This is a genomic window from Parabacteroides acidifaciens, assembly GCF_003363715.1.
GTDB lineage: Bacteria > Bacteroidota > Bacteroidia > Bacteroidales > Tannerellaceae > Parabacteroides > Parabacteroides acidifaciens.
This window is the reverse complement of the sequence record NZ_QREV01000029.1, coordinates 13,334-28,480: the sequence shown is the minus strand read 5'-3', so window position 1 is coordinate 28,480 and position 15,147 is coordinate 13,334. Positions and strand designations below refer to the sequence as shown.

At 46.1% G+C, this 15,147-nt stretch carries 5 protein-coding genes; 1 reads left to right on the top strand and 4 read right to left on the bottom strand.

Translation table 11 applies throughout. The features are described from left to right. Positions 1-339: 339 nt before the first annotated feature. Together DWU89_RS12500 and DWU89_RS12495 are read right to left on the bottom strand one after the other, a co-directional pair. Positions 340-2,580 (bottom strand): DUF2339 domain-containing protein, encoded by a 2,241-nt coding sequence (locus DWU89_RS12500; RefSeq protein ID WP_115499976.1) that lies wholly within the window; start codon positions 2,578-2,580, stop codon positions 340-342. A gap of 25 nt (positions 2,581-2,605) precedes the next feature. Next, positions 2,606-5,524, bottom strand: a complete 2,919-nt coding sequence (locus DWU89_RS12495) for an alpha-L-arabinofuranosidase C-terminal domain-containing protein (protein ID WP_115499975.1) — start codon at positions 5,522-5,524, stop codon at positions 2,606-2,608. Positions 5,525-5,708: 184 nt separating this feature from the next. Between DWU89_RS12495 and DWU89_RS12490 the strand changes: the two genes are divergently transcribed. Next, on the top strand, positions 5,709-6,587 hold the full coding sequence (locus tag DWU89_RS12490) for a PfkB family carbohydrate kinase (protein WP_115499974.1): 879 nt from the start codon (positions 5,709-5,711) through the stop codon (positions 6,585-6,587). Positions 6,588-6,710: 123 nt separating this feature from the next. On the opposite strand, the gene DWU89_RS12485 is transcribed toward DWU89_RS12490, so the two are convergent. Together DWU89_RS12485 and DWU89_RS12480 are read right to left on the bottom strand one after the other, a co-directional pair. After that, positions 6,711-10,706: an Ig-like domain-containing protein gene (locus DWU89_RS12485; protein ID WP_158543377.1), complete on the bottom strand. Its 3,996-nt coding sequence runs from the start codon at positions 10,704-10,706 to the stop codon at positions 6,711-6,713. Between the two features lie 20 nt (positions 10,707-10,726). Next, a complete protein-coding gene (locus tag DWU89_RS12480; protein ID WP_115499972.1) occupies positions 10,727-14,614 on the bottom strand; it encodes a DUF6383 domain-containing protein in 3,888 nt (1,295 codons plus the stop codon). Positions 14,615-15,147 lie beyond the last annotated feature (533 nt).

The window sequence follows — 15,147 nt, the reverse complement described above, 5'->3', positions numbered from 1 at the left end:
CCGGAGAATCGAATATTTGAAAACAAAACGGACGGCGTTCCAAATATCCCAAGGAAATTCAGGGGCTTTTTTGCCCTTATGACGGTCCTCTTTCCAATTACGACCGTCCAAATCGCCATTGTGACCGTCCTAATCTTCGCGAGGTGCCGAGTGCACTACACATTAGCACGGTCACGGTGGCAAAGAGGACGGTCGTAATGGCTGGAAACGCTCAAAAAAGCAGGAAAAGTCCCTTTTTGACGGCTGAAAAGTGGATTAACATTTGTTCACCCTCGGATGTCTTTTGAACCTAAAAAATGCGTTTTTTACAATAAGGTCCCCCGGGAGAATTGAAAATGGTTACTCAAATAAAACCTTCTTCAACTTCTGGTAAAGGAACGAGAGAAGCAGCAGGATAATGCCCAGGATGATAAAGATGACGATCTTGCCGATAGTCGGTAACAGCCATAAATCGATAATGACAAGTTTGAGAAGGACAAGGCCGAATGTGCCTAAGCTGATCATTCGCAAAGATTTAAGATGCAGGCGCATACCGATTGCCATCTCTACAAAACCGGCAATAATCAGGGAAATGGAGAAACCGGCATTCATCTCGTCAGCGAGTGAAAGCTGACACAACAAGCTGCGGACAGCAAGCACCAATAACGCAGTAGAAAGGATACTGATATAGCCCGTCATCCGGCTGGCCGCCCCGGAACGGTAGTTGAAGACGGCATAATATTCCCTTGCCAGCCAATAGATATGCGCCACGATAATAGCCACAGTCAACCATCCGAGCGTCTCCAAATCCGTCCACATAAGATAACGGTTCAGCAAAACAACCTCCATATACCAGACTACCGAAACGAACAGCGAAAGAGCATACAATCGGTAATAACGCTCCACCAGAAAACGTTTCCGCATAACGATAAGCATGATAAGGAAAGTGGCAGCCGTAAACGACAGCATCAACCCTTGCGACAAATACCAGTCATCCACGTTCCGCGCAAACTCGATCATAAATGCCGTATAAAGAACCGCACAGCCATCCAAAAGGGTGATGGCATTGAACGGCGAATATTTCAGTACGGAAGTCGTGCCAAACAACTCTTTCTCCCTGAACAAAAGCCAGGCAACCAGCAAAAACGCCAAACCCACGAAAACGCCCGTCGCAAACATCCCATTCACAAATAGGGACGGCCTCGAGTCAGTACCCAGTATCGCTTCAATATCCATCCAATAGGAAACGTTCGTCAAAAAGAAAAGTATCGCGACAAAATATTCATATACCGGTATCCTCCATTTGATGAAGAGCCACAGGACAATCACCATCTCCGACGCCCACAGCAAAGTGATAAACGTCCCGTCCAACTGGATCGGAATCGTGATAGAAAGAAAGGTCAGTGCCAATCCGATCAAAACAGAGGGCAACAAACCGTTTTCTGCCTTCCGCCAGTTGAGAACAAAGGCTATCACAGCATTAACAACGGCAATAAACAGCGTAAACATTCCTTTTACAGGCTGTTCGGGACCCATTTCCCGGAGGAACCAAAGACAGAAAAAGAGGAAAAGGAAATTATTCAGGACCACGACAGCCATCAATAGCTGGTTGATCTTACGGCTGTCCGAACGAATCACGGAAACAATCGGCAAGAGGAAAATCAAGTAGAATAGAGTGACGAAGAGCAGCAGGTGCACTAATTGCGTATTGGTGGCAATCTCCAGATCAGCCGCACACGAATAACCAAACAAGATCAGGTAGCTGGCCGCAAAGCATACAAGCGGCAGCTCGCCCCATTTCTTATAGAGGGAAAGCCCGAACATCCCTAAGTTCAATATCGTCAAGTAGCTGAACAGCACCAGGTAACTCCCCATGCCGTTGCTGACCAGGAAAGGAGAAATAAATCCGCCGACAAGGGCGATAACGGCCAGTTCCCTCCGGTTATAAAGGACGGACAGCACCGACATCCCGATCGTCAGCACCACTAATATGATAAAAGCCGCCGCCTGATTGAACAGCCCGTAATAATGGTAAGCCATCGCAACCGTCACATAGAAAATGGCAAAAGCGCCACCTGCCAGTAAGGAACTGAATGCGCGGTATGTCTTTTTCAGTTTCCCCGAAATCAGCAACAAACCACCGCCGACAAGAAATCCCAACACAGTGCGGAACACTTCATTAATCCAATCCTTATCGATTGCATACTTCACGAACAAGCCCACGCCGACAACCAATATCAGGATGCCGATCTTTCCGAACAGATTTTCCCCTATATATTTCTCGTAATTAACGGGCTTGCATTGCCTTTTAGGAGCTTGCGGCTTCGGCGTTTCTAACGTTACCGGTGTTTCATGAGGAAGAACGTCATCCGGCTTTACCTCTACGGACAATATCGGTATGTGATATTCTTCTTCAACCGGTTTAACCGAAACTGCATCCTCCTTCTTCTCTTTCTCTGCCACCGGATGTCCTTCCAACTGCTTCCGCAGACTGTCGATCTCTTTTTTGAGAGATTCGATATTAGTGGAAACTTTACCTATATGATTATACAGGCTGATCCATACGACAAGAATGAGTAAGACGAAAAATGCAGCTTCCATAATGTCACTGTTTAATTAACAGCGACTAATATACGGATTTTATCTTGAATCTGATTACCGTAAACGAATATGCCGGCAATTCGCAGGTAAATTCCTGTCCAACTTCGCAATCAGAGCTTTGAGGTTCGAGGTTCTTATCTTCCAATGCTCCGGACAGAACAGTCTTGACGGCGCGTGAACCGGCAGCCGTAACACCCTCCAGATAAATCCGTGCCCGGGTTGCAGACGGCAGGATATTCACCATTTTCAGGATCAGGTCGCCTGTCTTGCTGTCCTTTACAACTGATACGGGAAAACGTTTGGCAATGTTTTCCGACGAATCGGACAGCTTCACCGTACTCGGCAGATATTCGTCACCTGCATTCTGCCCGTATAGCTGCTGGACGTAATAGTTCACCGTCGGTTTCACAGTCTGATTATCGAAATAGATCAAATCCGGATTCCATTGCGTATGCCCCTCTTTCGCCAATAGCGGAGCATAGGAAGCCATGCTGACAACATCGCCGTTGCGCTCCAGGGAAGTCATATAAGCCGCTTCAGCCAACGAGACTTCCAGGTTGTTCGGACGCCCGGGAAGATGGGCGGCATATTCGCCCAAATAAACCTTCGCTCCCTTCCGGTCGTAGGAATCGTAGAAATGCTGGTTATTCAAGAACCAACCGGGTGTCTGGTAGTAATGTTCATCCACCATCGGCACACCTAACTGATTGACAATGGCCCAACCTTCTTCATAATCGGTCCCTTCATTGAAAGGTCCGGCCGTACCGATCACGGTAATCTCGGGATGTTTCGTTTTCAATGCCTGGTAGATCATGGTGAAACGTTCCTCAAAGGCATCCGTTATCTGGTCTTCGTTGCCGATACCGATATATTTCAGGCGGAAAGGTTCGGGATGGCCGGCTTCGGCACGCTTCCGTCCCCATTCTGTAGAGGCATCTCCGTTTGCATATTCCACCAGGTCCAGGATATCCTGTATAAAGGCATCCATGTCGCACATCGGGATTCCCTGTTGTCCGCCACCTTGCGAGTTCTGGCAACACACACCGGCAGCAATCACCGGGACAGGTTCCGCATGGATATCTTCGCAGTATTGGAAGAACTCGAAATAGCCCAATCCTTTTGTCTGGTGATAGCCCCACAGGTTCCGCTGCGGCTTACGGCTTTCCAGCGGGCCGATCGTTTCTTTCCAGTTATATATATTATGCACACCGTCGCCATGCGCCAAGCAGCCGCCGGGGAAACGCATGAAGCGCGGATGCAAGTCGGCTATGGTCTGCGCCAGATCGGCACGCAGGCCGTTCGGACGGTTCTTAAACGTATTCTGCGGGAAAAGGGATACCATATCCAAATGCACTGCACCCGTCAGTTTCGGTTCAAGTGACAACACTCCTGCGCGTACATCCGCATTGGCGACCAATACCGTATGCTGCCGCTTCCATTCCTTGGTAGAGACATTCACTGCCGACTGTGCCACTTCCCTGCCGTCTTGATCCAACAAACGGACAATCACCTTGCCCCCCTTGCTACCTTCCGGAAGACGCGCAAAAAGCGAGAAATCATATTTGTCCCCTTTTTTCAAAGAAATCCCGTCAAAACCGTCGTTCTGCAAAGCAACTCCCGGATTTGCCTGAAGCACTGCATAATGCGGGTTATTTTCGTGTAAAGGATTCTCAACGGCTATCGTAACAGGTGAAGAATGCCCTCCTTCCCTGACACTCCATGCATAACCGCTATCCCAGCCTTGACGCGCACCATCCTCGGAGGAGTATTCAAAGTCGCGGTTCTGGATCAGTTCGGCATACAGACCGCCATCGGCCGCATAGTTCAGGTCTTCAAAGAAGATACCGAACAGGTTATCACTGATCTTCTTTGCCCGGTTGCCATGAACGGTGATTTCCGCCTCTACAGGGATAGCCCCTTTCAGGGAATCCGGCAGGGCAAGGCGCTCGTTGCGCAACTTTTCGCGGTGCTGGAAGGCGGAGACTTCCGACAATAGATTATCGACAAATTCCTCCGAAACAGTGATGATAGAGCCATGTTTGGCATCTTTCGGAATCGAAATACGGTCGGTCACATCCTCCCAGGTATGGAAATCGCGTGTCCGTTTCGCTTCATAGCGGTGACGGGTATAGGCATCCATGTAAACCACATAGCTGCCGTCGGACAGCGGACAGACAGCCGGGCCTTCCACCCAGTCGGTCGCGAAAGGCTTATCTCCGGTCGGGATGTACGGACCTGCCGCATGGTCGCTCACGGCAACCGACAGTTCTTTCTTCGCCTTCGGCCAGATTCGTTCGTCTTTATAGAGCATATAATATTTCCCGTCTTTCTTCTGAATGGTCACGTCGATCACATTATGTCCCGGATCGAAAAATATCTTTGCCGGAGAAAATGTCTTGAAATCCTTTGTCGTGGTATAATACATCCGGTGGTCGTATTTCTCTCCCGGCTCGGTTTTCCATTCGCCGTTTTCCTTGATCGTACTGGCCCAATAGATCACATATTGCCCGTTTTCCTCATCATAGATCATTTCGGGAGCCCAACAGTTTCTCACTTCATAGCCCTCCATTACCTTCGGATAGGACTGGCGCGACCAGTGCACAAGGTCTTTGGAGCAGGCATACCCGATGGCGTTGCCGTCCCAGTTGAGTGTCCAGATGCAATGCCAAAGCCCGTCCGGCCCTTGCATGACAAAAGGGTCGCGCATGCGTTTGTCGGCATGCCAGGTCCCGTAATCGGATTTCAGGAAACTATGTTCCGGTCCTATAGGGTTCCAGGTATATCCGTCCTCACTCCAGGCCAGATGCATCCCGTTACGGTTTTCATTCTTATCTGTAAAATAGGCAAACAGATAGCGTTGTCCGGATGAAGCCGAAGCGGCCGCCACCGGAAACAGGCCCGACAGCAAGAATAATAAGATTAAATAGGAAAGATGCTTTCTCATAAAAATGACTGTTTTTCCAGGTATTACTTAAACGAATAACTTATCACAGCGGCAAATATAAGGAAAAAGTGTAAGTTCACACACTAATTATAATCCAATTAGGTGTACAAACAGCTAAAAATAACCGTAACAGCAATTTATTCCTTGTTTTTATATACTTTTGCAGCCTGATTAAATAAGTAATATGAACATACATGATCTTTGTTGCATCGGGCACATCACTTTGGATAAGATTGTAACCCCGAAACGCACCATACATATGCCGGGAGGAACTTCTTTTTATTTCGCACATGCAATCAGCCACTTAGACGCCTCCAACTTTCAACTGGTGACAGCCCTTGCCGAAAGCGAGATGGCTGCCGTCGAAGATATCCGCAGTAAAGGTATCGAGGTGAAAGTATTGCCAAGCGCCCATTCCGTTTATTTCGAAAACACATATGGCGAAAACCAGGACAACCGGACACAGCGGGTATTGGCGAAAGCCGATCCGTTTACGGTGGAAGGGCTGCAGGACGTAAACGCCCGTATCTACCATTTAGGCAGCCTCCTGGCTGACGACTTCTCGCTCGATGTGGTAAAATACCTGTCGACCAAAGGCATCTTGTCGGTCGACGCCCAGGGGTATCTGCGTGAGGTTCGCGGTGAAAAGGTTTTCGCTGTCGACTGGCCTGAAAAGCAGGAAGCCCTGAAGTATATCCATATCCTGAAAGCCAACGAACACGAGACGGAAGTCCTTACCGGATGCAAAGACCCGCGGAAGGCGGCCCTGATGCTTGCCGACTGGGGTGTAAAAGAAGTGCTGCTGACATTAGGAAGCATGGGTTCTGTCATCTATGCCGACGGCGAGTTTCATGAGATTCCCGCCTACCCGCCTACGGAAGTAGTAGACGCCACCGGATGCGGCGACACCTACATGGTCGGCTACCTCTATATGCGGGGCAAAGGCGCCTCCTACAAAGAAGCCGGTTGCTTCGCCGCCGCCATGTGCACAATCAAACTGGAAGCCTCCGGTCCTTTCGACGGGACGGAAGAGGAGGTTTGGGAGATTGTGAGGAAAGGATAATAAATTACCGTTTCTATCCGGCAATTCAGCAGAAAGGGGAGAACCTCACGGTTCCCCCCCTTTCTTATTAATCAAACGGTTTCCTCATTCAGAGGAGCGCATAGTTTGATATAGGGATCTTTACTACCTCACAATAACTTTTGTTGTTGTTGCTTTACCGGCAGCAGCCATACGAACAATGTAAACGCCATTGTTGGCAGGTACCTGTACTGTGCTGCTGATGGAGTTGTTATAGATAACTTGTCCACCGAGGTTGATGATCGATATTTCTACCGGAGCGGCCGGTTCGATAATGATCTGTCCATTGCGGCTGTAAACCAGACTTTCGGAAAGGATCTTTTCGATAGCTGTAGCAAAGTCCACATTCACCTGGCACATGGCAGTGAAACCACCGTCCACAGTTGTTGCGATGATCGTAGCCTGTCCGTATTTCACTGCTTTCACAGTTCCGTCGGCATCCACCGTAGCAACCTCAGGATTCGTACTGGTCCACTTCACATCCTTCTTGGTTGCACCAGTCGGAGCAACAGTAGCCACTAACTTCTCTGATTTCAAGCGCGGCAACGTAAGCGTTGTCTTGTTAAGGGAGATACCGGTAACGGCTACGCCTTCTTCACCTGGAGTATTGCCACCTTCGCCTTCGCTACCGGATTTGAAAGCTACGGTTACGGTGAATGCTTCACTACCGGCAATACAATACCATTTTGTAGATTCACCACTAATAGTTTCACTACCGGAAGAAGCATTTGCTCCAACAACAGATACACCGCCAATCGTACCACTGGTAGTCGTAATAAACAGCTTCATACCAGCAGGCACTCTATCGGTAGCCGGATTTATCACTTTACCTGTAGCATCTGTGAATACCAGATTACTTGCATTTCCATTCTCTGCCTTGACAGTCATCACATAGGTTGCCACACCTTTCAATGAGACATAAGAGCTGAGTTGAAGACCATCTACTGAATAGTTATTTGCATCACTTGGTGTAAATATAACAACTTGGTCACCGGCAGATGTTACCTTTACATCAGACTCCCAAGTAAACTGTCCCGGGACAGGATTCCCCTGCGCATCGATAACCTTTCCATTCGTATCCAGAATAGAGGTAGACAACATGGCATTCTTGGCTACAGGTGAAGCATTCGGCACTTGAATATTACTTGCCGTCAATTTCTGCGGATTGATAGTAATCGTACCGATCGCTGTTTCTGCAAGTGCGCTATAATCAGCGCCATTGTCACAACTTACTTTAATCTTATAAGTTCCGGCATCGATAGGATCTGCAGTCGTATAGGCTTCGTCTTCACCATTCATTTTGGCATACTGGATTTTCCAGGCAACACCAGACTTCAGACCAAAATCAGAAGGGCTGCAAGCCAAGGAGCTGCCGGTATAGTAAAGATCCTTTTTGTCAATTGAAGTAGAAGTAGGCGTAGGAGCAGACATTTTTGTGAAAGCACCGTCAGCGACACTAACCGTCACATTACCGGTTACCGTAAACTGCTTACCATTTATCGTACCGCCTGTTACTGCAATCTTATCCCAATTGGTCTTATAACCCGCTTCAGCCTTTGCATTAAGCGTTAATATCAACCCCTCATAGGTCTTCGCTACCGAGATGAAATCATTCTCGACGGAAACAGTACCATGATCACCGGCATTGCTTGCATAGGTGATCGTAACTGTTTTTGCATTATCGGCATCCGCAGAACTTACAGAAGTAGTCTTTACGTATCCCAGGTTATCATCCGACGGGACAAAATAGATAACAGAAGAGCTGACCGCTTTTGTTGCCTGCTCACGATTCGGATATTTCTGCCGGAAAGTAGGCTGATCCATCCATTCGCCTGCAACAGTTGTCGTAGCAGCTGTTTCTGCAACACTCAATTTATCCGTAAACGGGATATCCAACACGCCCGGCATACCCGGCTTGATCTCCAGCGTATAATCCGTTTCATTCTTATAAGCGGCATACAAGTCGTCGGCTTCACGCGCAATGATCACCTTATAAGTTCCGACAGTCGAAGGAGCAACCACTTCGTTACCGTCCTTATCCTTAAACGTCACCTTGAAATCACTTAAGTTGGCAGCCGTTTTAACAGTGTACACATAGGCATTGCCATTATAGACAACCTCGGTCTTCTGTTCATTCTGGATGCTGACCGGTTCAAGCTTCTTTACCAAAGCCGAGAAGTTCATATTGCCTTCCACCAGCAAGTCGTTATTGCCATTGGCAATCGCCTGGTTGTTCAACAGAAGGGATACCAGTTTGTGAGTACCCTTATATTCCTCTTTGATAGAAGCTGTCACATTCTTGATCTGAGTATTAAACTCAAGTTCACTAAACGTAACATGACTAAACTCTACCTGTGCAGGAGCTTGGTTCGTCACCTCATATTTCTCTTTTATGAAGCTTGCTGCAATATTCATTGCCGCATTAACCGTAATAAAGTCACCTGCCACATCTTCGCCACCAGCTTGCAGCCATTCCAACTTGTACCCCCTGTTCGGGACTGCGACAATTGTCAGGGCAGAGCCCGCCGTTACAGAAGAGTTCGGATTCACAGCTTGATTGTCTTTATCCAACAGTGTGATAGAACCGTTAACCGGCGCTGTAACGGTTACCATCACTTTCGATATCGGTATATCTTCAAATTCTACACTTACCGTATAAGAACCGCCTTCGTCTCCACCAACTACAAAATTGTTGGCTGTGGTTGTCGTACCTGTAGCGCTATCTGTTGCTTTATAGGTATAGGAAACAGATTTTACTTGCTTACCGGAAGCCGGCGTGGCAACGATCGTCAGGTTTGTACCATACGGAATGTCTGTTTCTGATGTAATAGCTGTCCCGCCATTTAAAACCTGGACTGTTCCTGTTCCGTCAGATACAGAAGCAATCGTCACCTTACGGGTCGCTTTTGCGAAAGTCGCCTTGAAAACAGTCCCGTCAGCAGCGGCAGAAACTGTTTTTTCTTTAGCTTCTTCGTATTTATCTACATTAGTAGTAGAGGTAGCATCAGCAGGCGAAGCCCATGAAACGAACTTATATCCCTTTGCAGGTGTGGCAGTCGCCGTTATATCCGCGTATGCACTTGTCGTTCCTACATACTTATTATCAGGAGTCGCGTCTTTGATCGCGACTGTACCGCCGGCAGATTGTTCTACGGTGACGGTGGCGACATATAAAGCAGAGACTGTTATGCTTTCTGTTTTTGTATTATAGATAGCAGAAGAGTCCGGGGTAAAAATGGCAGTATAGCTTGTAGTTGTCCCCTTAACAAGCTTCTGGTTCGGATTTTCCCATGCCCATGTACCTTTGATCTCACGGTCGCCATATTTACAGATACCGCCTGTGATTGTGGCAACAGAAAGGGGTTGGCCTTCCTGCAAAGCATCATCCGTGCATTTTGGTTTGTCGGCATCAGCTATAGACAGTGCCAACTTTTTGTTGACTTGATAAGGCACTACTACATCAAGAGCTTTTTTCTCGGCTGTTTCATCAGCTTTGAGCCAGACATAATAGGTTCCGGCAGCCATATCAGCGCTCTGAGTGACTTTATCTCCTGTATGGTCAGCCGTTTTGTAATAACCTTGGACAAGAGATGTTGTTTTATCATCAGTACCATCCATTACTTTCAATGCAACAGCAGATCCTACAGTTGCACTTGTATTTTCATACTTAAGATCCCAACTTGCTTTTTCTTCCCAAGTAATCGCAATATCCGTCTTCCCCTTCAAAGAAGTACTTGTCGGAGCGTATTTATACCCATTGACACCAGCATAGCGGGCACCCGCTCCAAACGAAGCTTCCAATGTTTGAGCCGTACCGTTTACCTTGAACTCTTTCAACTTATACTGGCTGTTGGCTTTCAAATACATCTCGATATTCGAGTTATACAACACCGAGGTGCTGTTTGTCCCGTTCAAGATTAAGCTATCCTTACCATTAGAACCCTTTACAAAGACGGAGTCCAGGCCTCCCCCATTGTTCGTTACATTCAGCGTCACCATGAAGCCAGGCTCAGCGGGCGCTTTTGTATCTGTATTTTGTGCGTATATCGTCGGGGCCACTGCGAGGAGGGCGAGGGATAACGCGGTCTTTATATTTTTCATATTCATGTCGATTTTAATTGTTACTTAACGATTACCTTCTGTTTGTTTACAACATAGATGCCGGCCGGGAGATTGATCTGATAGCCGTCGGATGTTACGCGGGCATTGTAATGAATACGACCCAACATATCAGCCACAACCACCTGTACAGGTTCAGCCGTACGGATCGTGATCATGCCATGACCAGACTCAACATAGTATCCTTCCACCGGAGCGATCACCTCATTGCCTGTCGGCATATCGCCAACGCGCAAAGAACGCAGTGTGTTAGCCGTTGCCTCATCTGCCAGGATATAACTCTGGAACGGAGCGATTGTCGGGTTGAACTGTTGTGTGAACACATTTTTACCCTCATCGAATATGTAGGCATAGCCCTGAAGCTGCATATCGTAGAGGTTCGGGTTTGAATGCATAGCAAGAGCGATTCCACTTGTAGCTGTCGGAACTACCGGAGCGACTTTCGTACCTAAAGAGACAACCACATCCTTCGGGCTTGTTACATAGATCAGACTGTCTTTCTTATCTGCTCTTGAAGCTGCGATAAGACAAGCCGAATCAGGAGTAGCAGCAGTGGATGTAAGATCGAATCCAACTTCCGAAGCCTTTACTTTTGCTGTCCAAAAACCAACTTCTTCCTTTCCAAATGTTCCGCCAGTCGTAGTTTGAACATCCGTACCGGCAGCATCCTTAACTGTCATAGTCTTACTGTTACCCATCTTATTGAACGGGAATCCGAACGCTTTCCACTGATCCGTTACATTATAGGCCAACTGGACAGCTTTAGCTGTTACGGCAGTATTCGGAAGCACCTTCAACTGTGCACCTTCTTCCATAAAGACAGTATCGAGGGCCATTGCTGTATTGATGTTCAGGATACCGGTCGAAGTGATCTTCACATTTCCTCCTGCATACTTGGCATCGTTCCAAGATTCTGTACCACCAATAACCGGAGTAGAGATAGCAGAGATGACAGCCAACTTGTTGTTCGCAAGAGTCAACTGCTTTACAGCTTTGTTCTTAGCTTTATCGGCAAAAGCAGCAGCTTCATCCTTACCTGTTACCAGATAAGCATCTTTACAGTTAATAATCAAACCTTCCTTCAAAGCAGAAGCAGTAAATTCTTTATTGAATGTCGCACATTCCACATCTGTGTTTATCACACCCTTTACATTTGCAAAATCAGTATCGATCAGCAATGAATCCAGACCGGTAGAGATGCTGTCTAATTGGATAAAGTTAGAGTTGTCGTAGTATGCAGTTGCAAAACGGCTATTAGCCCAAACACGAACGACAGCTTCTTTACCCGCCTTCAGTTCTGCTTTTCTCCAAGTCTTGAAATACTTGTCTGCAGCAGGAAGTTTTACTAAGGCGTCATAATCAGTAATAGCGACACCTTTTTCACCTGTAGTAACAGTTCTGTTATGGAAAGCAATCTGGACAGAGTCTTTCAGTGTGCCGCTTACTAATTCGAAATGAGGCGATGTTACTGCACTATTCTCATTCTGGATACGGACACCAACGCGGTTACCTTCTGTTTTCAAATTTGTTGCTTTAACCACTGCAGAGTTGATATTCAGACCACCTTCGCTATTCTTATTCAATGTAACGTTATTTAGGATAACATTCTTCGGCCATGTGATATTCAATGCAGTAGCATTCGTTTCCTTAATCGTCAGATCGTTAATCGTGATCGCTCCTTCTCCGGAATAATCGGCAGTAATGACATATTTCTTCTCTGCACCAGTAGGGAATGTTCCCGAAATGGATTTACCATTACCATTGATCGTAGCTGGCTTTTGTATATTGAAATAGTATTTAAGACCTGGATTAGAACCAAATTCTTTCATCCAATCAGCATCACTACTTGGAACAACCAAATCAGCCTCTAAGTTGATTGTATTGACATTTGTTTCAGCACCTGCATTTACCAGTTCCAAAGCATTCTTCATTTCAGCCAAGGTTGCGACGTTGGCTTCAAAAGACTTATCATACTTCAAAGTACCGTTCTTTGTCAGCGTCACGCCACTTTCCATTGAAAGGCCATCATTGAAAGTCCAGGTTTTGCCGACAGGAATCGTAAAGTCACTAACCATTGTTTTAGAACTTAATTGTCTAAGGAATGGAGCCACATTAACCTTTGCACCTGTCACTGTAACATCCTGCATATCTTCGCTCACTTTGACAATCGGAGCATCCCCTTTAAAAGTAAAAATAGCATTTGCTGTCTGAGGAGCAGGATTATACTCATTATCACGGTCTGCACCCAGATAACATTCATATTTAGAATCAAATTTACAATTCTCATCAAATGTCATTGATACCTTACCTGCTTTTCCGCGAACCATTGCAGCAATCGTATTATAGTCCGGATTTACCTTATTGAAGGTACAACCTTTCACTTCTGCTGTAACATCATCCGAGAAACCATTAAATCCAATTCCATATAAACCACCGTTAAAAGTAACGCCTTCCAACGTTGCAGTAACAGTCTTTGCATAAGAGAAACTAAAACCACCACCTAACATGATTTCAGATGTAACTTTACCACCCGTCATTTCTAAATTGGAAGAGCCAACACTATTCAACGAAGCATCAAAAGTCTGAGTCAAAGACTGACCTAAAGCATTTCCTACAGGAGCGAATCCACCTCCCAAAGCATTGCTAACAGTTGCATTATTCAATACAACATGCGTTGACGTTACTTTAGAGAACTCCATACCTCCGGAAATCAAATAACCGATAGCCGCATTTTCAACGTTGATAAGTACAGTTTCTACATTAGCAGACTTCGCATTGTCTAAAGCATTATTCGGTCCAAATCCACCACCAACTAAATACTGTCTGATGGTTCCGCCATTCACTGTCAAAGAAACATCCTTCACATTAGCATTATATCCACCACCGATCAACGCATAAACCCTACCACTATTCATCGTGATATTTGTGTTTCCATCTAATGCCTCTTTAGAACCACCGAAGATAACAGGATTACACTTTTCAGGTAATTCCAGCAGTGATTTACCATCTTTATCATTAATGGATACAAATCCCTCATTGGCACTTTGTTGGATAATAATAGGAGCTCCCTTTGCATAAACGAATGTATAACCTGCTGTTAATTTAGCGTTACGAGGAAATTGTGCAACGTATTCCATATCCAGACCCGACTGTACCCAGTACTTCTTAGCCTTCTCTTTTTCAACGCCATCGACAACAGTTGCATTTATTGTGTAGGTCTTCCAATTACTATTTCCCGGTACCGTAACAACATTTTCCGTTGTTGTCAACTCTGTCCAAATCTTGTACGGCTCATAAGCCATGAAATTACTATCAAAGAATTTGAAATTGGGAGAATAGTCAGTCGAACCTTGATCGACATTGACACTACCCCAGCCATTATCACGAGTCAATAAGGCCTCAGCTTCAACCGCAGAATGAACAAGTAAAGCAGCATTCTTACTTCTTTCGACCGTAACAACTTTCAAAACAGTTTTCATTGTAGACTGGGCGTTAATTCCTGATGCCATAGAACCATACACCACCAGATTTTCCAGTTTCACCGTCTGTCCAGATGTACCACCTACTATGGAAATAAGATTAGCTTTACTATTATCAATTTCTCCATTCTCTTTTTTAGTCCATTCTGCATTAGGATTGGCACTAATCATTGAATAATTAGGGCCGTCATTAGTCCCATACAATACAATTCCTTTGTTAATTACCAATTGTTGGTCCAATTCATAATGTTGCACCTTCAATTTGATTGTGTCACCGTCATTGGCGGCAGCGACCTTTGTTAACAAATCTGCGGCGTCTTCTGCAGTTACGACATTTGCCGCATGCAGCCAACCTACGCTCGTCGTCAGCCCTATACCGACGGCAAGCAAAAAGTGTAATTTTCGCTTCATAAGCTCTTGATTTTAAAAGTGAGTTATTAATATTGAAAAAGTTCTTGATATTGATTCGCCGGATAGGTCCTCAGCTGGCTGGGGGCCGTATGCTACATAATTGAGGGAACCATACCCCAAAGATCAGATTACTCCGGGGCATCTACTGTCGAAAACGCTTTTGCAATTGAGGACTGCATCAACTGCCGTTAATACGCTGTCGCATAAATCCACAGATAAGATAGTTTTGTCAGTAGCCATAATATTCAAAATTTAAGTTGCCCGTTGGTGAGACGGAAATTACCAAAATGCGTTCTTTTACCCTTAATTCTGATTTAAGGTTCGGATTATTACTTTTGGCTTGACTCAAAAGTAACCAAAAGGTCAAGGCTTCACCCGCCTCGCGACTCCGTTTCCTTCGTTCGCTGTCGCATCTGAAACTCGCTTCGCTCAAACAGCAGATGCTCCGGGCACTCACTGCGGTCACTCCGCTCAACGCTCACCGGCTAAGGCCGGATATAAAAAGCAAATGCTTTTTTAGGATGACCGATACC